20 protein-coding genes are annotated in these 25,549 nt (G+C 35.4%); all 20 read left to right on the top strand.

What is annotated here, in order from left to right; translation table 11 throughout:
• The first annotated feature begins 98 nt into the window (after nt 1–98).
• Nucleotides 99–1,085 (top strand): GDP-mannose 4,6-dehydratase, encoded by a 987-nt coding sequence (locus KKC91_03170; GenBank protein MBU0477552.1) that lies wholly within the window; start codon nt 99–101, stop codon nt 1,083–1,085.
• Entirely contained in the window at nt 1,082–2,101 is a 1,020-nt protein-coding gene (locus KKC91_03175) for an SDR family NAD(P)-dependent oxidoreductase (protein ID MBU0477553.1), read from the top strand. The genes KKC91_03170 and KKC91_03175 overlap by 4 nt, the downstream gene beginning before the upstream one ends.
• Before the next feature lie 46 nt (nt 2,102–2,147).
• Nucleotides 2,148–3,392: an oligosaccharide flippase family protein gene (locus KKC91_03180; protein ID MBU0477554.1), complete on the top strand. Its 1,245-nt coding sequence runs from the start codon at nt 2,148–2,150 to the stop codon at nt 3,390–3,392.
• Entirely contained in the window at nt 3,376–4,344 is a 969-nt protein-coding gene (locus KKC91_03185; protein MBU0477555.1) for a glycosyltransferase, read from the top strand. Before KKC91_03180 ends, KKC91_03185 begins: the two co-directional genes overlap by 17 nt.
• The gene (locus tag KKC91_03190) at nt 4,341–5,798 is read left to right on the top strand and encodes a B12-binding domain-containing radical SAM protein (protein ID MBU0477556.1); all 1,458 of its coding nucleotides are present in this window, start codon (nt 4,341–4,343) and stop codon (nt 5,796–5,798) included. Before KKC91_03185 ends, KKC91_03190 begins: the two co-directional genes overlap by 4 nt.
• A 30-nt stretch (nt 5,799–5,828) precedes the next feature.
• Nucleotides 5,829–6,662, top strand: a complete 834-nt coding sequence (locus KKC91_03195) for a glycosyltransferase (protein MBU0477557.1) — start codon at nt 5,829–5,831, stop codon at nt 6,660–6,662.
• Nucleotides 6,663–6,669: 7 nt separating this feature from the next.
• The gene (locus KKC91_03200) at nt 6,670–7,815 is read left to right on the top strand and encodes a glycosyltransferase family 4 protein (GenBank protein MBU0477558.1); all 1,146 of its coding nucleotides are present in this window, start codon (nt 6,670–6,672) and stop codon (nt 7,813–7,815) included.
• Nucleotides 7,816–7,834: 19 nt separating this feature from the next.
• A complete protein-coding gene (locus KKC91_03205) occupies nt 7,835–8,590 on the top strand; it encodes a class I SAM-dependent methyltransferase (GenBank protein ID MBU0477559.1) in 756 nt (251 codons plus the stop codon).
• 8 nt (nt 8,591–8,598) lie between these two features.
• Nucleotides 8,599–9,237: a class I SAM-dependent methyltransferase gene (locus KKC91_03210; GenBank protein MBU0477560.1), complete on the top strand. Its 639-nt coding sequence runs from the start codon at nt 8,599–8,601 to the stop codon at nt 9,235–9,237.
• Entirely contained in the window at nt 9,168–10,271 is a 1,104-nt protein-coding gene (locus KKC91_03215) for a radical SAM protein (GenBank protein ID MBU0477561.1), read from the top strand. The genes KKC91_03210 and KKC91_03215 overlap by 70 nt, the downstream gene beginning before the upstream one ends.
• Entirely contained in the window at nt 10,268–11,470 is a 1,203-nt protein-coding gene (locus KKC91_03220; protein ID MBU0477562.1) for a glycosyltransferase, read from the top strand. Before KKC91_03215 ends, KKC91_03220 begins: the two co-directional genes overlap by 4 nt.
• 34 nt (nt 11,471–11,504) lie before the next feature.
• The gene (locus KKC91_03225) at nt 11,505–12,998 is read left to right on the top strand and encodes a glycosyltransferase (protein MBU0477563.1); all 1,494 of its coding nucleotides are present in this window, start codon (nt 11,505–11,507) and stop codon (nt 12,996–12,998) included.
• Nucleotides 12,999–13,000: 2 nt separating this feature from the next.
• Nucleotides 13,001–14,077, top strand: coding sequence for a radical SAM protein (locus KKC91_03230; GenBank protein ID MBU0477564.1), 1,077 nt, complete (start codon nt 13,001–13,003; stop codon nt 14,075–14,077).
• Nucleotides 14,078–14,137: 60 nt separating this feature from the next.
• Nucleotides 14,138–14,857 (top strand): methyltransferase domain-containing protein, encoded by a 720-nt coding sequence (locus tag KKC91_03235; GenBank protein ID MBU0477565.1) that lies wholly within the window; start codon nt 14,138–14,140, stop codon nt 14,855–14,857.
• Between the two features lie 12 nt (nt 14,858–14,869).
• Nucleotides 14,870–16,630, top strand: coding sequence for a glycosyltransferase family 39 protein (locus KKC91_03240; GenBank protein MBU0477566.1), 1,761 nt, complete (start codon nt 14,870–14,872; stop codon nt 16,628–16,630).
• An 11-nt stretch (nt 16,631–16,641) separates the two neighbouring features.
• On the top strand, nt 16,642–20,118 hold the full coding sequence (locus KKC91_03245; protein MBU0477567.1) for a YfhO family protein: 3,477 nt from the start codon (nt 16,642–16,644) through the stop codon (nt 20,116–20,118).
• 10 nt (nt 20,119–20,128) lie between these two features.
• A complete protein-coding gene (locus KKC91_03250; protein ID MBU0477568.1) occupies nt 20,129–21,280 on the top strand; it encodes a glycosyltransferase family 9 protein in 1,152 nt (383 codons plus the stop codon).
• Between the two features lie 43 nt (nt 21,281–21,323).
• A complete protein-coding gene (locus KKC91_03255; GenBank protein MBU0477569.1) occupies nt 21,324–23,366 on the top strand; it encodes a glycosyltransferase in 2,043 nt (680 codons plus the stop codon).
• A gap of 224 nt (nt 23,367–23,590) precedes the next feature.
• Nucleotides 23,591–24,634, top strand: coding sequence for a Gfo/Idh/MocA family oxidoreductase (locus tag KKC91_03260; protein ID MBU0477570.1), 1,044 nt, complete (start codon nt 23,591–23,593; stop codon nt 24,632–24,634).
• A 2-nt stretch (nt 24,635–24,636) separates the two neighbouring features.
• A complete protein-coding gene (locus KKC91_03265; GenBank protein ID MBU0477571.1) occupies nt 24,637–25,533 on the top strand; it encodes a hypothetical protein in 897 nt (298 codons plus the stop codon).
• The last annotated feature ends 16 nt before the right edge of the window (nt 25,534–25,549 follow it).

Below are 25,549 nucleotides of genomic sequence, written 5' to 3' on the forward strand. Positions count from 1 at the left end.
GAATATCGTGATTTATCTGCCTTGCTTTTAAAATTGCTATTTCATGCTTAATATAATATAATTCGCAGCGCTGTTAAAAACATATTATGGGAGAAAGTATGAGTAAAGAAACAGATAGGAAATTCTGGAAGAATAAAAGAGTATTTGTTACAGGTGCAAACGGGTTTTTAGGCTCGTGGCTCACAAAAGCATTGGTTACATCCGGCGCAAGAGTAGTGGTTTTGATTAGAGATTGGATCCCTGGCTCAGTCCTGACAAATATGAAGAATGTTTATAACAGTTTGGAAGCTGTTGTAAAAGGCGATCTTATAGATTACCAGCTTATAACTCGTATCTTTAATGAGCATAATATAGACTCATGCTTCCACATTGGAGCGCAGACAATAGTAGGAATTGCAAATAGGTCTCCTATTTCTACATTTGAATCCAATATAAGGGGCACATGGAATATTCTTGAGGCAGCAAGGAACATAGGGCTAGAGCGAATAGTTATAGCATCCAGTGATAAGGCTTATGGAGAGCAGCAGGATTTACCATACAAAGAGTCCTATTCGCTAAATGCACTCCATCCATATGACGCATCAAAGGCATGTACTGACATACTCGCAAGAACTTATGCCTGCACATATGATATGCCGATTGTTGTAACAAGATGTGCTAATATTTACGGAGGCGGAGATCTGAATTTCTCAAGAATTATCCCGGATACGATTAGATCTATTCTCCAGAATAAAAATCCCATTATCAGGAGTGATGGAACTCCGCTGAGAGATTATATCTATATTGACGATGCAGTTAATGCGTATCTTATTGCTGCAGAAAAGGCTGATAAAAAGGGCATAAAAGGTGAAGCATTCAACTTTGGATCAAATAATCCGATAAAAGTATTGGATTTAGTAAAGAAAATTATTGCAGTTTCCGGAAGCAAGTCTTTGAATCCTATTATAAAAGGCAAAGGTAAAAGCAAGGGAGAAATAAACAACCAATACCTATCAAGCACCAAAGCAGAAAGGCTTCTAGGATGGAAACCAGTTTACAGTCTGGAAAAGGGAATTAGGGAAACTATTGAGTGGTACAAAAATTGAAAATACTAATAACTGGCGGCGCTGGATTTATTGGCTGTAATGCAGCAAAACGGTTTATGGATAAAGGGTATGAGGTAGTGGTTCTGGACAACCTGTCAAGAAAGGGTTCTAAGGAAAATTTTGAATGGCTTAAACAGCAGGGAAAATTTGAGTTCATAGATTGCGATATCAGGGATTATGCAAAGGTCAAGAAGATTTTCGCAGATAGAAATAGTATTGATGTGGTATTGCATCTTGCTGCGCAGGTAGCAGTTGCAACTTCTGTTCTAGAGCCAAGAGAAGATTTCCAGATAAATGTGCTTGGAACATTTAATCTTCTGGAAGCAGTAAGAGAAAATAAGCTTAATCCAATATTTATTTATGCTTCCACAAACAAGGTTTATGGAGGAATGACTGACATAAAAGTGATTGAAAGAAATGGCAGATATGAATACGAATCTCTGCCAGAAGGAATCTCTGAGAATAGAATCTTAGACTTTCATTCTCCTTACGGCTGCTCAAAGGGCGCAGCTGATCAATATGTTAGAGATTATTCCAGAATATACAGACTAAGGACTGTTGTTATGCGACAGAGTTGTATTTATGGATACAGACAATTTGGAGTAGAAGATCAAGGTTGGGTTGCATGGTTTACTATAGCTGCATCTCTGGATAAGCCAATTACGATTTATGGAGACGGGAAACAGGTTAGAGATGTACTGTTTATTGATGATTTAGTTGATGCATATGAAAAAGCTATAGAGAATATAGAAGCTGCTTCCGGGAAAATCTATAACATAGGCGGTGGCCCTAATAATAAGATGTCTTTGCTTGAACTTATTTCCTTTCTTGAGAGATTCTTGAATAAGAAAATAGAATACAGTTTCAGTGATTGGCGGCCCGGTGATCAACCTGTGTTTGTATCTAACATTGAGAAAGCAGGAAAAGAGCTTGCATGGCAGCCTAAAATAGATGTAGAAACTGGAGTAAAGAAACTGTCTGATTGGGTCAACGAGAATATGTCATTGTTCAGATAATGGGAGAATAAGTGAACAAGGTGTTTCAACCCCTTGTTGTGGTGTTATGTTAGCACTCATTAAAAAGGACTCTCTGTATAAAAACAGCGCATTACTTTTTATTGCATCAATTGCAGGCAACTTCTTTCAATATCTTTTTCAATTCTTTATGGGAAGAAATCTCTCCGTCGCTGATTTTGGCGCTATGAATGCATTGCTTTCATTTACAGTAATAACTTCAATAGGAACAGGAACTGTTGCCTTGGTTATCACAAAGTATATTGCAGGGTTCAAAGGCAAAAGCGAAATAGGGAAAATAAAAGGGATTATTTTAAAGTCTTCCAAGTATATTATTCCGGCAGGAATTATCGTCTCTATTTTAATTTTTGCAGCCAGATTCCAGATTATGGATTATTATAAGCTAGAACATACTTCTCCTGTAATAATAGTTAGTTTCTCACTTTTTGTCTCCGGTATTTTAAGTTTATTTTTTGCTGCAGCAACAGGGCTTCAAAAATTTAATTATATCGCTTTAGGTCAAATTTTAGGTCCTTTATCAAGGATTGGAAGCGGAGCTCTGCTTGTATGGCTGGGATTTGGATTGAATGGAGCAATTCTTGCTTCTGTAGTGGCTAGCATAACAGGGATTTTGATATTTAGTAAAGTAATAAGAGATATTGTAAAGGTAAAGATTGAATCAGTAAAGAAATACAAGAAAGAAATGCTGTTTTTTTGTATCCCAGTGGCTATGTCGATTTCTTTTTACGCAGTATTGACAATGATTGACATGACACTTGTGAAGCACTATTTCTCTGCGAATATCGCAGGCCAATATGCAGCAATATCCGTGCTTGGAAAAAGCGTCCTGTATCTGCCCGGAGCGATAGTGTTAGTCATGTTCCCAATGGTGGCTGAAGCACATACAATCAATAAGGATACTCTATCAATCCTGAAAAAAGCACTTATATCTACGGCATTTCTCTGTCTGGCGGGCATACTAATCTTTTTTTTATTCCCTGATTTTCTATTGAGATTGATTTCACGCGGCAGATATATTGGCAATGTAAATCTCCTATGGATTTTTGGACTTGCTATGCTTCCATATGCGCTGATAGGAGTGATTAACAGCTTTCATATAGCGAGACATAAGATTAGTTTTATTATTGCGCTTGTAATTATGACAATAGTTCAGGTTGGCTTAATTTGCATGTTTCACAAGTCATTAGAACAGGTTATATACATACTTTTAATATGCGGAGTACTGCTTATATTGATAAACTTCGGATTGATTTTTTATGAAAGAAAGAGCTGATTCAAAATACCCTTTTGTCTCAATAATAGTAGCTGCAAAAGAGGTCTCTGAATATCTGTCAGAGTGTATAGAAAACTGTCTCAATCTTGACTATCCGGAATTCGAGATTATATTCCTGCCGGATAAAGAAGAGCGCCTAAGTTACAAAAATGTCTCCGTTATTCCTACAGGCGAGACGGGACCTGCAATGAAGAGAAATATGGGAGTTAAAGAAGCTAAAGGAGAAATTGTTGCATTCATAGATGATGATGTTTATCCTGAAAAGAGTTGGTTAAAAAATGCAGTTCGGAATTTCATTGACCCGGAAGTAGCGGCCGTTGGTGGGCCTGCTGTAACTCCTGATAAGGACGATGCCATGCAAAAAGCCAGCGGATTGGTATATTCATCTAAACTTGTTAGCGGAGAATATAGTTATAGATATATCAAAGGAACAAGAAAAGAAGTAGAAGACTTTCCGTCATGTAATTTGATTGTAAGAAAAAGTGTTTTCGAAAAATTGGAAGGATTCAATACTAATTTCTGGCCTGGAGAGGATACCGTTTTATGTCTGGAGATAACAAAAAAATTAGGAAAGAAAATAATCTATGAACCTGAAGCCCTAGTATATCACCATAGAAGACGTTTGTTTAAAGAACATCTTAAACAGATTGCGAACTATGCTAAACACAGAGGCTATTTTGTTAAAAGATTCCCGGAGACGTCTAAAAGGTTTTCCTATTTTGTTCCTTCATTGCTTGTTGCTGGAATAGTAACAGGTGCATTCTTTACAGGACTTTGTGTTTTCTTTAAAGCTATGTATTTTATTATACTTGGCATATATCTGATTTCAGTAGCATTTGAAACAGTAAAGTCCGGAAATCTTTTAGTATTTCCGGGAATTATCTCTACGCATTTTGCCTACGGGATCTTTTTTATAAAAGGACTAGTTTCCAGAAGGCTGGAAGAAGAATGAAAATAGTTATTGCATATCCGCCGCTTAGCCGCAAAGGAGATAAAAAATTGGTTCCACTTCTTTCCCAGAACAGACAGTTTCAATGGTTTCACAGTCCTACCTACATCTATCCCATTGTTCCTGCCTATGCGGCAACCATGCTCAAGAATGCTGGATATGAGGTGATCTGGTATGACGGAATAGCCGAGAAAAAGACGTATAAAGAATTTCTAAATTTTGTTGCTGAAGAAAATCCGGATTTAATAATGATGGAGACGAAAACGCCAGTAGTCAAACAGCACTGGAAAATCATCAACGAACTCAAAACTCAAAATTCAAAACCCAAAACTGTCCTTGTCGGCGACCATGTGACTGCATTGCCTGAAGAAAGCATGGAGAAATGTAAAGTTGATTTTATTCTAACTGGTGGAGATTACGATTTCCTTCTCCTCAATCTTTGCAAGGTTCTGGAAAAACTCACCACTGAACTGGAACCAGGCATCTGGTACAGGCATAACGATAAAATAAAAAATACGGGCAAGTTCAGGCTTGATCATGATCTAAATACTCTTCCCTTTATTGACAGAGATCTAACAAAGTGGCAGTTATATGCATATAAGAACGGAAATTATAAACGAACACCCGGCACTTATATAATGGCAGGAAGAGACTGCTGGTGGGGGAAGTGCAAGTTTTGTTCATGGACCACACTCTATCCGAATTTTAGAACAAGAAAGCCGGAGCATGTTCTGGATGAGATAGGAATATTGATTGAGAAATATCACATAAAAGAGATTATGGATGATACAGGAACATTCCCTGCAGGAGAATGGCTAAAAGAGTTTTGCGAGGGAATGATAGCGAGGGGATACAATAAAAAAATAAGATTTAACTGCAATATGAGATTTGGAACACTAAAGCAAAAAGATTATGATTTAATGGCGAAAGCCGGTTTCAGATTTATACTCTACGGCTTGGAATCTGCAAGACAGGAAACACTTGATAGGATACATAAAAACCTCAAGGTTCCAGAAATAACAGAAGGCGTAAGAATGGCTAAGCAAGCAGGACTGCATCCGCATCTTACAACAATGATAGGATATCCATGGGAAACCAAGGAAAATGCATTAAGGACAATTCAACTCGCAAAGGAGCTTTTTCGCAAGGGCTATGTAAATACACTGCAAGCAACAATAGTAATACCATATCCAGGAACGCCTCTTTTTGACGAATGCAAAAAAGGCAATCAGCTGAGAACTCTGGATTGGAACAGATATGACATGCAGGAACCTGTAATGGAGACACCCCTCACAGATGCTGATGTAAAACAATTTACGCAGGGACTTTACAAGTCTTTTATAACCCCAGGTTTTATATTCAGAACTATAACTTCTATAAGGGACTTTGATGATATAATTTTTATTTTACGTGCAGCAAAATCAGTTCTTGGGCATTTAACGGATTTTAGAAAATAAAAAAGAAAAAAATAAGGACAGACATATTTAATGGATGTTTCAGTAGTTATCACAACTAAAAATGAGGAGAAAAATATAGAGAGTTGTTTAAGGTCAATTAGAAATGTGACTTATCCTCAGGACAAAATTGAAATAATCGTAGTGGACAATAACTCAACAGACAAAACGAAAGAAATAGTTGAAGAGTTTAAAAAATGGTTTACCCCGTTGAATGTGCAACTATTCAACGGGGGCCCAGAACGCTCCGCTCAGAGAAACTTTGGCATAGAACGGGCAAACGGTAAATATGTTTTATATCTGGATGTCGATATGATATTGTCTGAAAGTGTTGTATCTGAATGTGTAGAAAAATGCGAAAAAGAAGGGTGTATTGCTTTATATATTCCGGAGAGGATTATTGGCAAAGGATTCTGGATAAAAGTAAGGGATTTTGAAAGAAGTTTTTACAATGCAACAGTAATAGATTGCGTTCGATTTGTCCGCAGGGATAAATTTCTGGAAATAGACGGATTTGATAAGACTCTAACTGGTCCTGAAGATTGGGATTTTGATAGAAGGATTAAAGAAATAGGTAAAGTCAGTATTGTAGATTCACCTATTTATCATAACGAAGGAGAATTTAATCTCAAAAGATATATAAATAAAAAATCTTATTATGCTAAGACATTTGATGAATATATTAATAAATGGGGAAAGAATGATAGGACAATAAGAAAACAACTGGGATTTTGCTACAGATATTTTGGGGTATTTATGGAAAGAGGGAAATGGATGAGGTTCTTTTCTCATCCCGTTTTATTCTTAAGCGTGTATTTCCTGAGATTTATGTTAGGATTAAGATATATTTTAAAAGAAAGAGGCTGAAAAACTAATGAAGAGGAAAAGCATATTAATAATCTCACCTTTTTTTAGACCAAATGTCGGAGGAGTGGAAGCCTATCTAAGTGATCTGTGTGAGTATCTGAGAAAGCGTAATTACATGGTATATGTGCTCACTTATCAGCCTCTTACGACTAGAATAAAGGGTAAAAAATATGAAAAAAAAGAAAATTTGGAAGTTCGTAGAATTCTTTGGTTTGGTCATAACTGGTTTCATAAACTGGAATCATACCCTGTGTTAGAATTTCTTTATTTAACTCCCTGTCTTTTTTCCCATGTTCTTTCCTTCCTGATTAGAAACCACAGAAAGATTGATGTGTTGCATGCCCATGGTTTAGTTGCTGCCTTTATTACCAAATTTATGGGAAAGATTTTTAAAAAAAGATTGATAATGAGCACTTGTGCGGTTTATAACTTACGGAGAGGCACTTTGTTTGCGGATGGGGTGAGATGGTTACTCTCTGGTTTTGATAAAATTCTACCCTTGGCTGATTTCTCAAAGCAGGAATTAGTTTGTATCGGTTTACCAGAGAACAAAATGGATGTCTACTATCTTTGGACTGATCTAGAATTATATAAACCCATGGATAAAAAAGAAAGTAAAGAGATAATACATTTAGCGGGAAAGTTCATCGTTCTTTTTATAGGTCGTTTAATCAGGATAAAAGGGGTGGAGATATTAATTGAGGTTGCAAAACAGATGGATAAAAAAATAAATTTTGTTTTTATTGGTGATCATGGCCCTTTACTTGAAGTTATAGAGGAAGCAGCATCGCAGCATGAAAATATTATTTTAGTAAAGGGTGTTTACGGATCTCAACTAATTCCTTATTATCAATCAGCCGATATTCTAATAGTACCTTCACAATATGAGGAGGCTTTTGGCAAGGTAATTATTGAGTCTTTATCGTGTGGTACTCCTGTAATCGCTGCAAATAAGGGGGCTATCCCGTATATTCTTGATTTATCCGTCGGCAGGCTCATTGAACCTACGGGAGAAAATATAAAGAGAGAAGTTGAATATTTTTATAATCAGCCGGATATTTTGTCACAATTAACAGCTAATTGTCGTCCTTATGCTGAAAAATATTTCAGCAACAAAAATGCTGCGGTTATTGCAGCAAGTTATTATTCCTGATAGAAAGAAGCTGTGAGTAATGTGTACCAGTAGCGAAAAAGAGCATTTTGAAGTTCAATATAAAAAGAACGCATTTTTTTCTCCCAAAGAGGTACAATTTGTAATATACGATAAAAAAATATGGAGTTTTGCCAAGGAACTTTTGCGAGATAGTAAAACAGTAGCAGATATAGGTGCAGGGGGAGGTACACTCTTATATAATATTTCAAAGATTACCACGGCAAAACTAATAGCTGTTGACTTTTCGGATATTGCTGTAACCTATTTAAAAAGAATGGTTCCTGAAGCAACTATTCTTAAGGAAGATGTAACAGAAACATCTTTAGGTAACGAAAGTTTGGATTTTGTTGCTAGTACTATGACTATTGAACATGTAGATGATGATAAGCTTTTAAAAGAAGTTAGAAGAATTCTGAAAGACAAAGGATATTTTTTAATTACTACTGTCTTAAAAACTCGGAATGCATGGTATTTTTATAAGGATAAAAATGGCAAATCTGTTTTAGAGCCGTCCCATTTGCAGGAATACGGTTCATTAAGTAGTTTTTTAAAATTATTAAATAAGTATGGGTTTATTATATTAAAGGCTGAAACGCCAAGACTGAAATTTCCTTTGATAGATCCCTTACTAAAAAGGGTCTTTGGGCTTTTTAGAAACGATTTTTGGAATGCAATACCTGCTACTAAACCAGTAGAGTTTTTGAGAAAAATAAGTATGTTTCCCATACCTGGTTATTATGCAATAGAAGTAATAGCTCAGAAGAAAACTAAATAGGACAAATTATGGATTATTATGAAAGATATTGGAAAAGAAGTTTTGGACAAAATGGGGTGGCTGCTTCACCTCCTTCGTGGAACGAAAAAGATCTTATAAAAATCACGGATATAGCAAAACCATATTGTTATGGGAATGTATTGGACATAGGATGCGGAGATGGAACTTTTACTTCTTATTTGAGTAAATTCAGTAAAGTTAAAAAAATAACAGGGGTTGATATATCTCAAAATGCTATTTCTCAGGCAAAAAGGAAATATCCTGAAATTGAGTTTAAAGTTGTTTCTCAGGCAACACTGCCTTTTTCTAAAGAGAGCTTTGATTTCATAACAATGGTGGAGGTAGTTGAGCATATAATGGATACAGAGCAGATATTTAAAGAAGCCAATAAAATTTTAAAACCAGGTGGTTGTATTTTAATTACAACAACGGATTTTAATCTGGCGAAAAAAATAATTGTAGCAGCTTTCTTTTGGGGAAAATATTTTTATCCAACTAATCCTCATATAAGATTTTTTACAAAAGCGACACTAAAAGACATTTTGGACAAAACAGGGTTTAAGGCGATCAAGCATAAGTGGAATGGAAGCTATCTGGGTTTAATGCCAAAAGGACAAATAATGATTGCGAAAAAACCATGTTTTTGAAACTGTCTCAATACGCATCGTTTGTATATATTAAGGCGTCCATTGAAAAACCATGGATAATAGATGGAATAATGCACCTTGTCAATTTGCCTCTGTTGGTACAAGCATACCAACGCCTATATTCTCCAGTGATTTCTAAAAAACTTTCTTTGCCGTCTAAACAAATCGCAATTGAGACCTACAATATTTGTAACTTGAAATGTATAATGTGTCCATATCCAAAAATGACCCGTCCCAAAACCAAGATGTCAATGAGCCTTTTTCAGAGAATTGTAGACGATGTCTCTAAAAATGGTTTCACTGAACTAAATTTAAGCCTGTATAGTGAGCCGCTATTGGATGATTTACTCTTCCAAAGAATCAGCTATGCAAAAGAAAAAGGGCTAAAAGTAGGTTTTACATCAAACGGGACTCTGCTGACACCTGATAAAATTCAGGGAATTTTGGAAAGCGAACTTGATTGGATAGTCTTTAGTGTTGATAGTGACAAAAAGAAGTCTTATGAGCATATAAGAGTTGGCGCTGATTTTGAGGAGACCTGTGCCAATATTAAAGAACTAATAGATTGCCGTCGGGAAAAAAACAGTGCTAAACCACAGATCATCATTCACTCCACAATAGTGACAAAGGATAATTTACACGCGTCCAAATTACTGGCGCAAATTTTAACGGGTGCAGACCACTTCACTATGGCATTAGCCGACTCTCGGCGAGAGGATGATTTCTGCTTCACAAAAAAGTCCTTCTCAAAGGTTCATAAGGGGCGTCTCTATCCATGCCCCATACTATGGGGTGCGCCTACGGTTATGAGCAATGGGAAAGTAGTCCTTTGTTGTAAGGATTATGATGGTTCCATTGAACTCGGAGACCTGAACAAACAGACAATCAGGGAAATCTGGAATTCTGACAAGCTGAGCAGAATAAAAGAACTTCATTTAAGAGGGGAGGGATGCAAAATAGAACTTTGCAAAAATTGCGACTCTCTATACCGAGCAAGCTTAAGCTGGTGGGTTAAGCAGGAAATCAAAGTATGAGTAAGACTTCAGCGATTAATATTATTGCTAATGCTGCCTTAGGACCTCTTTTAAGCGGAGGGGATAATATATTTATTGAGTGCGCAAGACGATGGGCACAAATGGGGCATAAAATAAACATTTTTGTCTGGGAAGAAGGGCTTGAAATGTGCAGGAAAAATCATTTAACAGGAGTTAATTATATCATTTGGAAAGCTGCAAGGTTTAAGCGAGCAGGATTCCCTATACTTTATTTTTCACGTGTTATTATTGGATGCATGAAATCTTTGAGATGCAATTTAAAATTACCGGCTATTATATATTCTTCTTCTGATTTCTGGCCGGATTCAATCCCTGCGTTTATAATGAAGATAAAAAATAAGCAGGCAAGGTGGATTGCAGGATTTTACCTCTTTGCCCCCAAACCATGGCAGGAAGATTCTCCTTACAAAGGTAAAAGATGGATAATTGGGCTGTTTTATTGGTTAATGCAGCTGCCTGTTTATTGGATTGTCAAAAAATTTGCGGATATGGTTTTTGTGACGAGTGAACCAGATGTCGAAAAATTTGTAACAGAAAAAAGAGACAGAAACAAAATCATAGTAATTCGAGGTGGAGTGGATATATATCCTTCCGAAAAATATTTAAATTCTAATAAGATTATACCTGTTGAAGAAAGAAAGTATGATGCTGTTTTTATAGGAAGATTCCATCCACAGAAGGGAGTTTTGGAACTTATAGATATTTGGAATTTGGTTTGCGAAAGGAAGCCAGCAGCAAAACTTGCGATGATAGGAAGCGGTCCTCTGGAGAATGAGATCAGACAAAGAATTGAACGCAGCGACCTGGAGCGCAATATTGATTTATTGGGGTTTAAGGATGGAGAAGAAAAATACAAAATCTTTAAACAAGGTAAAATAGTAATTCATCCAGCAATCTATGATAGTGGTGGCATGGCAGCTGCAGAAGCTATGGCATGGGGGATTCCAGGAGTAGGCTTTGACCTGGAGGCATTAAAGACTTATTATCCTAGAGGGATGGTTAAAGTGGCACAGGGTGATTACAAAAAATTCGCTAAGGAGATTATTGAACTTCTGGAGAATAAAGGTTATTATTTAAAGGTTTCCGACGAGGCAAGAGATTTGATAATTAAGGAATGGGATTGGGATAAAAGGGCAAAATTTATCTCTAATAAGATTTTATCAAAGACTATAAATTAATATGAACAAAAATTAGTTTTTAAAATATAAAAGCATGTCAAATAAAAGCCCAAGTTCAAAAAAACTCAATTCGTTGGATTTGTTAAAATTACGGAAAAAATTTATAACTGAAAGTTATGATAATGTAGCTTCTCAAAGAGATAGTTGGATAGAAAAAAATAAGTACTACTATGATTATTTTAAAAAGATTCTAAGATTTATTGTTGAGCCACAGAGTTCAGTCTTACAAATTAAATGTGAAACAGGGTATTATCTTGATGCTGTAAATCCCAGATATGGTCTCGGTCTTGATTATAGTATCAATATGGTTCAAGTTGCAAAGGATAGATACAAACATCTTGATTTTGAGGTACAGGATTTAGAAAACATTAATATAAAACAGAAATTTGAGTATGTTCTTTTAGTGAATGCACTTGGAGATGTTGTAGATGTCCAAAAGTTATTGAGTGGATTTAAAGACGCAGTAGACCATAAGACAAGAATAATAATTATAAATTATAATGCTTTATGGCAGCCTTTAATAAATTTGGCCAATCTGTTGAGACTTAAGATAAAACAGCCTACTCAGAATTGGTTATCTGCTTGCGATATGGAAAACTTGTTGTATTTAACGGGATATGAAATTGTAAAAAGTTTTAATATTATTCTTTGTCCGATCTATATTCCTGTTATTGCAAATTTTTTAAATAATATAGTTGCAAGACTTCCTTTATTGCAAAGATTATGCCTGGACCATGTATTCGTCGTAAGAAAGGTTGTAAGCCGAAAAAATTATAGGGATTATTCCGTTTCTGTTGTTATTCCATGTAAAGATGAAAAGGATAATATTGAAAATATCGTGCAGAGAATACCTCAAATTGGTAAACACACAGAAATGATTTTTTGTGACGATAAGTCGCAAGACGGAACTGTTGAAGAAATTCTGCGGGTTAAGGGAAAATATTCTAATAAAAACATAAAATTGATTTATGGGCCCGGTATCTGCAAGTCAAAAAATGTCTGGGCGGGTTTTGAAGCGGCTAAAGGTGATATATTGATGATACTTGATGCAGACTTAACTGTTATTCCCGAGGAATTGACTTATTTTTTTGAGGCAATTGTTGAGGGAAAAGGAGAATTTATAAATGGGTCTCGTCTAATCTATCCTATGGAAGAAGGTGCTATGAATTTTTCTAAGATATTAGGGAACAAGTTCTTTAGCTTGCTGTTTTCTTACATTTTGGACCAAAGGATAAAAGATACGCTTTGTGGGACTAAAGTTTTTTGGCGAGATGATTATTTTCGAATGAAAAAATACATCGGTCATTGGGGAGCTGATGATTTATGGGGAGATTACGATCTTTTATTTAGCGCAACAAAATTAAATCTAAAAATCATTGACCTTCCAGTCCATTACTTTGATAGAACATATGGATATACTAAAATGAAAAATGTACTATTCAATGGCACTAGAATGTTGCGGATATCTTTGGCGGCATTGACTAAAGTAAAATTTCTTAAGGGTGCCAAATCTCTAATGGGGGAATAGATATGTTACCAAAATCAGTATCCAGAGCTAGAATCGGGCTTGCAATGTGGATGTATAATCTTCTTGGTATTAGAAGACCATTGACATCTCAAATTCTGGTCACTAAGTACTGCAATTTAAATTGTAAAATGTGCTTTGTCTATCCATTAGACAAAAAAGAAAAAATCGCGAATACCAAAGAACCAACTTTTGAACAATTGGAATACTTGATTGATGAATCTTGTAAACTAGGAGCTCAGGTTATTGTTCCATTTGGAGGAGAGCCTTTATTAAGAAAAGATATTGGCGAAATAATAAAGGCTATCAAACAAAGAAACAGGTATTGCCTATTGTACACCAATGGGACCTATGTAGAGGAAAAAATCAATGATTTACTACCTGTTGATCAGCTTGTAATAAGTATAGATGGAGATGAACATACTAATGATAGCATTAGAGGTAAGGGTGTTTACAAAAAAGCAATTGCAGCGCTGGAACTTGCTTTAGAACATGGTATTGTGTGTAGGTTGCACTCTTGTTTGATTCCAGAAACAATATGCACTTTAGAACATATGTCAGCTTTATCTAAGAAGTACGATGTAATGATCAATTATGGATATTGCGATATAACAGCTTTCACAAAACCAGCTGAGAAGGACATTTCGTTGGGTCGAGAAGATGTTATAGCATTTTTGAAGAGATATTACGAAATGAAAAAATCGGGAGTGCGAATATCTACCCCAGCAAGAGTGATAAAGGAATGTATTAGGATTATGGAAGATTGGCCAGTAGATAACACTATCCTTTCAAAAAGTGAGGCAAAGGAATTTTCTAAACTGAGAATACCTAGATGCGCTTTGGCATCATCCAATATTTATATTGATAGTGATGGTAGTGCCTATCCCTGTTTGCCGCTATGGGGTAAAGAGGTTAATCCTCCCAATGTTTACGAACTAGGCCTGAGGAAGGCATGGAATTATTATAAAAAATTGGACTGTCACCAATGCGCCTCGATTTTTACTATTGAGAAGAGTCTTTTTTACAGTTTTGATGTAATGACATTGCTTCAATATATTTCAGGATATCAGTTTCTCAGATGAGGAACAAATATAAAGTTTAATAGTGGATTAATGTTAAAAAATCAATAGAATATTGTTTATATGGATCAGCGTATTCTAAACGAAATTGAACATGGGAGAAAAATAGTTAACTTTGCTGGTAAAGTTTGGGGTTGGGAAACTCCTGCTGGTAGAGAACGATGGAAGCGTAGAGTTGAGATGCTCGTTTCTAATGTTACGCCCGAGATGAAGGTGCTGGAAGTGGGTTGTGGAATAGGCTACCTGACAAAGTCGCTTCAGAATAAAAAGGCAACGATAGTATCAATTGATATTTCTTATGATTTGATTGAAGTTGCGAAAAGCAATGTTGGTATTGGCAACATTACCTTTTTGTTACAGAATGCATCCAGTTTAGGCTTAGCAGATAATTTATTTGATATAGTTATAGGAAGTTCAGTATTACATCATCTTGAAGTAGATAAAGCTTTAGCTGAATTTTACCGAGTTTTAAAGAAAGAGGGCTTGTTGGTTTTCACTGAACCTAATATGATGAATCCCCAAATTGCTGTTCAGAAGAATATTTCACTTTTTAAAAAATTAGCCGGGGATTCTCCTGATGAGGCAGCTTTTTTTCGCTGGCTATTGAAGAAAAAATTAATAAAACACGGATTTCGTGATATCAAACTTAAAACTTTTGATTTTTTGCATCCAGAGACTCCAAAGGGTTTGGTCCCCTTTATGAAAGACATAGGTGACTTTGCAGAATCAATTCCGCTTATTTCTGAAATAGCCGGGTCAATATATATTGAAGCAAGAAAATAAAGAAAAAGGATTATGAAGCAAAAGACAAATTTAATAGAAAGACGGTATATCTGCTTTATGCTCGCTCTTGTAGTTGCTGCTGGAGTCAGCTTTGTTAGATATAGAGCTTTGAATCTAAATGCTGCCGGCGCCTCATTTACAGCTTTTTTTGTTGATTATGAAGAAAAAACTCGTCATGAACATTGGAGCGAAATGGTTGAAAAAGAACAAGATCCTTTTATTGAAAAAATATTCAATAACCAAAAAGAGTACTCTGTTAATTGGGGATTATATAATTTTTTTAATCTTCCAACACATTTCTTCTATAAAACATTTCATCTTAGAGGCATTAATTTATGGCTTGCAAATAAGTTATTGGCCACATGTATGGGTATAGGCGTAGCTTTGCTTGTTTTTCTAATTGCTGATTTATTCTATGGTCCTTTGGTCGGATTGATTTCAAGTATATTGATGGCATTTTCTCCGCATATATGGGTTCTTTATAATTTTAGCGCTGACCCAGCTCAACCATATAACTTGTTCTTCAGTTTGCTGACCATCTATTTTTTTCTGCTGTTTATGGAACGAAATAGGTGGTATTTCATGCTTATCTCAGGCTTTGTTATGGGAATTAATTTCTTATTTTTTCATGTTGGTTCTTTCTTAATTCCCATAATAATATTTGTTTTTTGTATATATAACGTTGTTACAAAAAGAAGGATTTGTTACATTGGGCACTTTTTTATAATCGCATTAATCGCTATCTTTTCTGGAGCTGCCTTAAATTATTTTCACTCCTCTTATTTGAATTTATCCTTTAATCCACTTATTACATATATTAAAAATTACATTTCCTGGGGACCAACGGCATCTCACACAATACATGGAATTATGTTGTTTGACTGGAGTAAGCTGGTTCTGAACACTAGGCACCATATTCAAGGTGTGTTTATTAATGGGAAAACCCAGGACTGGCATCATGGCGCTTCTCTCCCATCAATTCCGATGGTCTATAACTACCTAATCTCTCTTTTCTTTGCAATTGCTTGCTTTATTCATATTCGCAGCAGGAAACGGAAAGATGTGTTTTTCTTCATTTGGTTTCTGACTTATTTCGCCATTTATAGTTTTATTATTTTTGTAAGGCAGAAGAACATTTTTGGAGAACTCCCCCCTGTTTTTATTCTGGCAGCAAGTTCAGTGCCTGTAGTGGGTGCGTTTTTGTATAGAAAAAGAGAAAGCAAGTGGATGCATTTTCTTCTGCGTCAGAAAATAAAAATAACATCAAAAAGTAAGTCAATTTATTTCTTAGCAATTTTATTAACCGTTTCTTCTATGGGAATAGGATCTTTTATAATTTTTAGATATCTTCCAAGCAAGAATTTTTATAGTTCTTATAGAGCCCACTATAAGATTTATCAACATTTTTCTAAAAAAGGCTATACTGACAAGACAAAAATAATCATTACAAGTGCTGTCGGTTTGCCCGATGCAAATATGATGATGCGTCTTTTTACAGAGAATATTCCTCAAATTATCAATTTAACGGATTTTGGAATACATCAGAGTACAGACAATAAAGATAAGAATAAGTGGGTGCAAATGGAATCCACTCTCAAAGAAAATAGCGATAAAATGTTTTACTGCTTCGCTTACCTCGATGACCATATGTGGGCTAAGTATTCTGACGAAGCCTGGAGAAATATCTTTATGAAGATTCATCCTGAATCTATTCCTTTTGATATAAAAGGTCTTGATGGTAAAATAATTTGGCGAATTTATGAAATAGAATAATGATAGGACTTATGCAAAATCGATTAACACAGTGTGTATGTGGTATTAATATTATCCGTTCAAAGTGGCAGGCTATATACTCAAGGCTGGCAAAGAGGCCGTTGCTCAGTTCTTTCATTATAATTCTTGTTTCATCTACAATATTCGGACTGTGGTTCAAGATTAAACAGTTATCAGTAGCTTCCAGCAAATTAATATATTGTTATCCTCTGAGCTGGTATGGTATCTCCATCATGCAATTCTTATTGATTTTTTGTGTTTTGTGGCTGGGGCTGAGTTTAATTAGTTTAATTATTGATCAAAAAAGAGAGGGAATAGCAAATAATCTATTGGTTTGTTCATTACCTTTCACTGCGTTCTGGCTATCGGCCTGTAATGTTAAACTTCTGTATCCTGTATGTTTGTTTTGGATATTTTCAACAGTTATTATATTTTTAAAGATTCGCCGGAATAAAAAGTTCTACGATAAGATAAAAGAGCCGCTTATTGTTTTAATAATTTTAGCAAGTGTATTTCTAGTAACATTCAAAAGTCTTTCACCTCTTTATCATACAAGTTTTTTTGATGCATGGGGCAGGATTGATTTTTTTCTAAATTTCGAGCATCAATGGGAGAATGCAAAGGCATATGATTTCATAGGTAATTTTACACAGCAGGGCAAGCTTGGCGGCTATTCACAGGGTATCTACATGATCAGCGAATTATCCTCATTAATTGTTTTATTGTTTGATATTCCTTTAGTAGATACGCTGGGTAAATATGCTTCAATCAAGTTTATGTTTTTTTGGTTATATGTATTTGGTTCCTATGGATGTTATCTCTTGCTTCGTTACGGACTAAGATTATCCTTTTCACCTTCATTTATAGGCGGACTGGGATTTATTCTTGGTAATGCAGCATTTTTGTCTTTTAACAGCACAGAGTATTCTATTCATCAGGTTCCATTTCTCTTTCTTCCATGGGTTTTATTTTTACTTAATCGTGCTTACTCGCTAAATAAGTCTGCTATAGGTATATTGAGTGGTATAGGGCTGGCAGGGCTGGTGGCAAGTCTTTCTGAATACACACTGAGCTCTCATCCTGAGATAAATTTTCTCTATTTCTCTTTCTGCAATTCATATAATATTTACTTAGCGTTTCTTCTATTTAAGAGAAATCCTTTCAAGCTAAAGTCAATCCCCCAATTTTTTATAAATATAGCAATTTTCCCAATCATTCATATGGTAAGTTTGTCCTATAAATTGATACCTCTGTTTAACTCATTGATAGGAAGAGAATATGCTTTGTATGATTCTAACCCTTACGCAGGGCTGCCTTGGGACTCATCATTAGTACATTGGTCAACCTTCTTTTTCAGAATCAGGGAGAATGTAATAACAACCCGGCTTGTTAGTCCGATTGCTAATCCGCCAATATTCTTTTTTACAAGCCAGTTTGTGATGTTAATGATTTATAGCGCAGTTATTATTTTTTGTTTACATATTTTAAGTAAATTATTCAAGAACAGAGCAGGTTGCAGTCAGAATGCATCAATAGGGAATTCTTTCTTTTTTCTGGCGACACTGCTTTTTTTAGGTATAAACATGGCTATTGGAACACATTCATGGTTATCAGAATTAATGAGATTTACAGGTCGTCTTAGAGTTCATGATTTTATCAGAATGAATATATTTTATTTCTTTTTTGCTTTAGTGGGAGCTATGATTGGGCTTGATTATATGCTTAAATTAAAAAGGCTAAAGATTGTTAACATAGTTTTCATTGTATATATATTGAATCTGATATTTGTGTACTTCTTACCATCATCTCCGAAGCACCCTGAGAAAATATATTTGGATATATGCATTTTAACTGGGATATATTTACTGATTTATTCATCAATAAGGTTTAAAGATATTAACCTGCAATGTTTGATTAAATTAATGCTTATTTCTGTTGCGCTCTTATCATTTTTTACCATTGATGCTCGTGTTACTAAATTAGTAATAGAAAAAAATAATAAACAACTAAAATCAAAGGATAATATATATACCTCCTTTCGCACTGCTGTTACGTATTTAAAAAACAATCAGCATGACAAAGCGAGTTTCAAATATTTAGAGCGAAAGCTAAATAAATTTAACCAAAAAGTTGAAGCAACAAAAAAAGACAAGACGGAATTGTATCTTAAAAAAATCATTTCGAAAGAAACTTATAAAGAAACTATGGATTATTATAAAAAGATCAAAAATATTCTTGATAAAAATTATACTAATCAGCTCCAACTTTTTGAAGCAATTGCCCCTGAGATAGATAATTTCTATATGAATTATGGTCCGATACAGATAGTAATTGGGGCATCTCCCGCAGCTTGGGCGCCTTTAATAGTTGACACCTATAATGCAGTTCAGTTTTATCTCCCTGACAAATACAATCTTATAGTCAACACTTCGGGAAGTACTCAGTCTACATTATTGCCGGTCGGCAAAAATTCTGAATTGTCAGCAGGGCTTTTCTACGGTCTTGGTCCGGCTTTTCCCTCAATAGATGTTAGCTTCCATTTAAAGAGCCTTTACCCTGATCTTTTAGCTAACAGGCATCCAGGAGAAACAGCCTATCATTGCTGGCCAATAGAATTAAAACACCTTATTTCAAAGAATTTTTCCGATACTCTGGGCAGACCAAAAATGAAGGATGTGAAAAAATTAACGCCGATGGCGTTAAAAAATATGCCGGATATTAAAAAACTTTTAAACATTTATGGCGTGGATTACGTTATGTACCTTAAATATTATCTTAGGATGAGTGAGAAGGAGCATATAGGGCCCGGAGCTCTTTTCGATGTAGATAATCTTAAGAAGATGGGCTTTATACCTTTGAGATTGCCAGAATCTTACAGATTTACACCCAGATTTAATGAGCATTATGAGATGGGAGTTTTAGAGAACACTCAATCCTATGGCAAGGCATATATTGCCAGGTGGGTAAAAGTGATCAAGCCGAGTGAAAATTTAGTAAATCTAAAAAAATACAGTTATTTTAATAAGTGGCCTCTTTCAGAAGATTTGATATATAATTTTTCACATCATATGTCCAGCATACCGGATAATATGTGGAGGTCAGTTTTAATAGAGTCATCAGAATCTGAGGATTATTCAGATGTGCCATATATTAACGCTACAGATAATAAGGTAAAGATAGTAAAAATTATTGGTTCAAAGGCGGTATTTGAGGTAGAATGCGGAAAAGATAATAGTTGGTTTGTTTATAATACAGCTGCTTTAAAGGGGTGGAGAGCTTTTTTAGGCGCAAAAGAGATTCAGATACATAAAGCAAATCTAGGATTTATAGGAGTAAAGTTAAATAAAGGCAAGCATTTTTTGTGGATGGAGTACAAGCCGCTTTCAAGCAATATAGGTTTTGTCGTAACTTTTCTTGGTTGGATTCTTGTGTTTTTGTGTTTGATTTTTAAGTTGCCTTATGTGTTCATACAGACTAAAACGGAATAATACGAGGAAAATGAATTTCAGACTGGCTGCACTTCTGGATAAATTCGTGGGGAGGGTATTAGTTCAGTTAATCACTCTTTTACCCCCTTTTCCAAAACAAATTCCCCAAAATGCGAATTTTGAAAATATTCTAATAATAAAATTCTGGGGGTTTGGTTCCATTTTGGAGGCAACACCTTTTTTCCACTCTTTAAAGCAGTCATATTCTGACGTAGCGCTGGATATCCTCACATTCTCAGATAATAAGCAGATAGTTGAGAGTCTTGGATTATTTCGAAATGTACATGTAATGGATTCACGAAAGGGAATTTTAAATTTTTTCAAACAAACAATTCGATTCATCCTGTCCTACAGACAAAAATATTCACTGGTAATAGATATGGACTTCTTCGCGTATTTTTCAGCCTTAATAACTAAAATATCGGGTAGTATATACTCTTTGGGATTTAAGAGTTTTTTCCCCAGAAGAAACCGTTGCTATTCCTGCACGGTTGTCTTTGACCATTCCAGTCATATTCGGATGATCTTTCTTAAATTTTTGGATGCTCTTCACATAAAAAACCCCGAAGATATTAGTTTGCTAGCGCCTAATGTTCCTGAAGAGAAGAAACTTTCGGTTATGGAAAAATTTCCGGAACTAAAGGATAATCGCCCAAAAATTGCGGTAAATATTAATGCAGGTAATCTTTTCATGGGAAGACGATGGCCTGAGGAAAACTTTCGAAAGCTGATTGGTTTAATCCAGCAGGATTGTAATAATCTGCAGATATATCTTGTCGGCGGAAAAGAGGACTTGCCTGTAGTAATATCTTTTTATGAATCGCTCCCGGACAAAAGAGGGGTTCATGTTACAGCCGGCAAGCTCGATATCATGGAATTTTCATACGTCCTATCTAAGATGGACTGTCTAATTACAAGCGATAGCGGACCGTTGCATATCGCTGAGGCAATAGGAATTCCTATAGTTGGTTTCTTTGGTCCGGAAACACCAAATCTTTACGGTCCGATGTCAGATAGAAGTTTAGTTTTCTATAAGAATCTATTTTGCAGTCCCTGCCTTAACACATACAACCACAAGATGAGTGATTGTACAAACAATCAGTGTCTTAAACTTATTTCGGCAGAAGATGTCTATGAGAAAATAAAAGACAGATATTTTTAGAATAAGTTTTACCTGATTTCATGAAAGCATGTAAGGAAATTCAATGAAGACAAACCTAATGCTATCAGTAGTTGTACCAGTTTATAATGACCAGAAATACCTAGAAGGGTGTTTAAGGTCTATATTTGGCTCAGATTACCCTGATTTTGAGGTAATAGTGGTAAATGATGCTAGTACTGATGATTCTTTAGAGATAGCGAGAAAATTCCCCTGTCAAATTGTAGATCTAAAAACAAATGCTGGTGTAGCCAATGCTAGAAATAAAGGGGCTAATAATGCCAAAGGCGATATACTGGTCTTTTTTGATTCAGATGTGGAAGTTGAGCGGGATACCTTGTCAAGATTTGCCAAAGCCCACCAAAGGACAGATATTAAAGTATGCCAATGCCAAATATCTCCTTGCTCTTTGACTCCAGGATATATTCCAGAACTGATGGCAGTAATCTGGAATTATGTAGCTTGCTTAATGGCGCCATATAGTACAGCTGTTCGTTCAATGTCCTTTTCAATTGATAAATCAGTATTTTTTGAGATTGGAGGATTTAATACCGTTTTTAAGTCAGCTGGCGGGGAAGAATATGAGATTGGAAGAGTCATCCAACAGCACGATTACAGGATATTTCTAGACTCCTCATTTCGTATACACCATAATTTTGAGAATTTTTTATCAAGATTTAAGAAGTTATTTAGAAGAAGTTACGTCTATGGAAGGTTTGTCCTTCAAAGAAACTTCAAACTCGATAGAGGCCATGGGACTTTAAAAGAGGGCATTAATTCCCTGCTTTCGGTAATTGGAATCTTAGAACTTCTTATTTCGTCGTTTATAGGTTGGACTTTCCTTTTGTTTTTAGCTACCATTATAATCCAACTTCTTTCTGACCTTGATCAGGGTATTTACGTCACTAGAAAGAAAGGATTATTCTTTTTCATTCGTTCAATCCCCATAACTTATCTTTGGTATTTTGCAATGGGTCTAGGGGTTATTAAAGCAGGATTAATGCATTATTTTACAAAGGTGTGTTCGACCTTAAGGAAGATAACTTTTTTGTTATCAAAAACTCCGGCATATGTCATATTCTTCGTAACTGCTAAATGTAACGCTGGCTGTAAACATTGTTTTAATTGGAAGAAGGTACAAGAACAGGGTGTATCAGACGATCTTAGTTTAGAAGAGATTGAAAAGATGTCTAAATCTTGGGGTAACATAAAATACATGACCTATAGTGGTGGAGAACCCAGTTTAAGAGAAGACATTGTGGAGATAACTCAAAGCTTCTTTAAGAATAACCACTTAGAAATGCTAAATTTTATTACCAATGGCTTTGCAGTTACCTCAGTTGTTAGCAAGATAAAAAAAATACTGAGAACTTGTCCTGGTTTAGACCTTACAGTGAGTTTTTCTATCGATGGTCTTGGGGATCAACATGATTCAATAAGAAACGCACCGGGAATCTTTGGGAGAGTGTTAGAGTCTATAGATAAAATAAGAAACCTAGAAAAGTATTACCCTAACCTGAAAATACTTGCTATAACCACTTATTCTAGCTTTAACAGAGATAATATATTTGATATTGTTGATTATATAACTAAAGGATTAAAATTAGAAATGATCCTGAATTATGTTCGCGGGGATACATTGGAAAAAAGCGCAGACCAAGTTGATTTGGATACCTATATGAAAGCGACCGAGACAATCGCAAAGCAAAACGCAATCAATTCCAGAAGATCCAGCATAGTTAGGGCACTGGATAATGTCTGCTTTAAGTTAATCGCCAAAACAAAAGAAGAAAAGAAGAGCTTAATACCTTGTTTGGTAGGAAAAAAGCTTATAGAAATAGGTAATGACGGTAGAATTTTCCCCTGTGAGATGTTGGATGTTGACTTTGGTAATGTATGCGATTTCAATTACGATATAAATAAAGTTTTAAAAACAAAAAAAGCTTATGATTTTTTTAAGTTTCTAAATAAAAGGGATTGCTTTTGTACCTGGGAATGTGCAATGAAAAATAATATCGTTTACTCTATACCGAAATACCCTAGTCTGTTTTTAGAATGGTTTAGACAAGGTTTAAGCTTAAAGAATTAACTATTTGAACTAATCGCCAGACTTTTTTATTTCTTTGATTCGCAAACGTTCTATAGTGGTTGTTCCCCAGGATTTTCCTACATGAATTTTTAAGACAATGCTTCCTTCGGTTTCTTTATTTTTACAACACTAGACGTTGACAGCCTCATCTGTTTGATATAAAATCTAAATTGAGGGTAAAGTGGTGGGGTTTACCTGATTTCGTAAAAAATAAGGGATTAATCATGTTAAGGTTTGGAGTTGTGGGATTTGGTAAAATGGGGATGCTGCATACCAGTATTTTGAATTCACTTAAGAACGTTGAACTTGCTGCGATTGTAGATAACTCTAAACTTATCCTGAGTTCTATCCAGACTTTAATGCCTCATGTTAAAACATATAAAGACCACAAAAACATGTTAATGAATGAAAATCTGGATTTTGTCGTAATATCTACGCCGGTTCACACACATACAAAGATAGCAATAGATTGTATAGAGAATGGATGCCACGTATTTCTTGAAAAACCAGCGGCGCAGAATTTAGAAGATTTTTACACCTTAAGGGAAGCAAGTTTGAGAAATAGTGATTTGATGATAATTACAGGCTACTGTTACAGGTACAGAAGCACTTTTAAGAAGGTAAAGGAAATACTTGATAGCGGTCTGCTCGGTAAAATTATTCTTTTTAACGGTGTAATGTACTCTTCAGACATTCGTAAGCCTGAGAGAGGATGGCGTTTCAAGAAAAGCGAATCAGGCGGGGGAGTCATCATAGATTCCACTTCTCATGTTATTGATATGTTAGCCTGGTATCTGGGAAAACCTCATGAAATTATGGCAAGAACATCTAATTGGTATTCAAAAGAGGTAGAGGACTATGTGCACGCGGTATATAGCTTCAATGATGGGCTGACGGGATGGATTGAATCTTCATGGGCAGTGCCAAACTACCGCGTTCCCAGCATGAAAATACATCTGATAGGAACAAAAGGTGAGGTGATAGTAACAACAGACGAAGTTAGATTGTTTTTAAATGAAGGCGGTGGGGCATACAAAAAAGGATGGACAGTTCAGTACGCTGTAGACCTGAGGCCCCCCGTAAATTTTGAAATATTCGAAGAGTTTTACACTCTGCAGTTAGAAGAATTCATCGCATGTATAACTCACAAGTCAGATCATTTAAACAGTCTGCCTCATACGGGTGTTACACAGCAAATAATTGAAACAATCTATAAGTCTTCAGCCGTGAATGGTCAGGGAATAACGATGGATTTGGAGGAATTATAAGTATGTCTGCAAGGATTGACAATATAATTTTAGGAGATAACCAATTTTCAGGCGTTAATCATTTATCTCAAGCTCTCGGACAACTCAAGGCAATCAAGTTTCAGGATGATAACGAAATTAAAAAAATAATCGAATATGCGATCTCTCAAGGGGCGCAAGGCATGATGTTATCAACCCATGCAGAAGTGGAAAGGATTCTTAATATTATTAGAAACGACGATCTTCTTCAGAATAATCTTAATATTTACCCCAATATTCCTGATATTGCTAAATATGTAAGACGAGCAACAACGCAGGGTGGAATAACAGGGCTAATGAAATCTATCCTGAGTCAGCTCAGCTTCGGTATGAAAGCCAGTCTTATAATTGAGGGCGGAAAAGGTCTGATGAAAAAAGATATTCTCAAGATGTTAGAAGTATTAATAGATTTAGAGATGGCTTTTTTTAGAGGTTTGAAAATAAAAGCCATATTTCTACATACCATAGTTGTTGATTTAGCGCTTGGCCTTGGCCTTGACCAAATACTTTCACACTACTATTCTTATATAAAGGATAAATATAATGTTATTCCCGGTTTTGGGACTCTAAATCTGCCAAAACTTCTTAATAAACTCCAGATGTTAGGGATTGATTACCCGTTGATAATGACATCGGTTAACAAAAAAGGATTTTATATGAATCCAAGCAAGGCAGCATGTGAAGAAGTTATAAACGATGGTAAGTGCGAGATTTTAGCAATAGGAACGCTTGCATCCGGAGCCATTTCTCTGCGTGAAGCGTATGAATATCTTTTTTCATTTCATAACATAAAATCATTAGTCATCGGCGCATCAACTAAAGATCATATTAAACAGTCTTTCGATTTGGTGAAGTCTTACCATGCTCATAGGCAACAATAGGCATAGGATTAGTTCT

This window comes from bacterium, assembly GCA_018812485.1.
Lineage (GTDB): Bacteria > JAHJDO01 > JAHJDO01 > JAHJDO01 > JAHJDO01 > JAHJDO01.

Bases quoted from the DNA above. Each gene is read 5' to 3' on its own strand.
- KKC91_03170 (MBU0477552.1), top strand. From the start codon at position 99: ATGAGTAAAGAAACAGATAGGAAATTCTGGAAGAATAAAAGAGTATTT.
- KKC91_03180 (MBU0477554.1), top strand. From the start codon at position 2,148: ATGTTAGCACTCATTAAAAAGGACTCTCTGTATAAAAACAGCGCATTA.
- KKC91_03185 (MBU0477555.1), top strand. From the start codon at position 3,376: ATGAAAGAAAGAGCTGATTCAAAATACCCTTTTGTCTCAATAATAGTA.
- KKC91_03190 (MBU0477556.1), top strand. From the start codon at position 4,341: ATGAAAATAGTTATTGCATATCCGCCGCTTAGCCGCAAAGGAGATAAA.
- KKC91_03195 (MBU0477557.1), top strand. From the start codon at position 5,829: ATGGATGTTTCAGTAGTTATCACAACTAAAAATGAGGAGAAAAATATA.
- KKC91_03200 (MBU0477558.1), top strand. From the start codon at position 6,670: ATGAAGAGGAAAAGCATATTAATAATCTCACCTTTTTTTAGACCAAAT.
- KKC91_03205 (MBU0477559.1), top strand. From the start codon at position 7,835: ATGTGTACCAGTAGCGAAAAAGAGCATTTTGAAGTTCAATATAAAAAG.
- KKC91_03210 (MBU0477560.1), top strand. From the start codon at position 8,599: ATGGATTATTATGAAAGATATTGGAAAAGAAGTTTTGGACAAAATGGG.
- KKC91_03220 (MBU0477562.1), top strand. From the start codon at position 10,268: ATGAGTAAGACTTCAGCGATTAATATTATTGCTAATGCTGCCTTAGGA.
- KKC91_03225 (MBU0477563.1), top strand. From the start codon at position 11,505: ATGTCAAATAAAAGCCCAAGTTCAAAAAAACTCAATTCGTTGGATTTG.
- KKC91_03230 (MBU0477564.1), top strand. From the start codon at position 13,001: ATGTTACCAAAATCAGTATCCAGAGCTAGAATCGGGCTTGCAATGTGG.
- KKC91_03235 (MBU0477565.1), top strand. From the start codon at position 14,138: ATGGATCAGCGTATTCTAAACGAAATTGAACATGGGAGAAAAATAGTT.
- KKC91_03240 (MBU0477566.1), top strand. From the start codon at position 14,870: ATGAAGCAAAAGACAAATTTAATAGAAAGACGGTATATCTGCTTTATG.
- KKC91_03245 (MBU0477567.1), top strand. From the start codon at position 16,642: ATGCAAAATCGATTAACACAGTGTGTATGTGGTATTAATATTATCCGT.
- KKC91_03250 (MBU0477568.1), top strand. From the start codon at position 20,129: ATGAATTTCAGACTGGCTGCACTTCTGGATAAATTCGTGGGGAGGGTA.
- KKC91_03255 (MBU0477569.1), top strand. From the start codon at position 21,324: ATGAAGACAAACCTAATGCTATCAGTAGTTGTACCAGTTTATAATGAC.
- KKC91_03260 (MBU0477570.1), top strand. From the start codon at position 23,591: ATGTTAAGGTTTGGAGTTGTGGGATTTGGTAAAATGGGGATGCTGCAT.
- KKC91_03265 (MBU0477571.1), top strand. From the start codon at position 24,637: ATGTCTGCAAGGATTGACAATATAATTTTAGGAGATAACCAATTTTCA.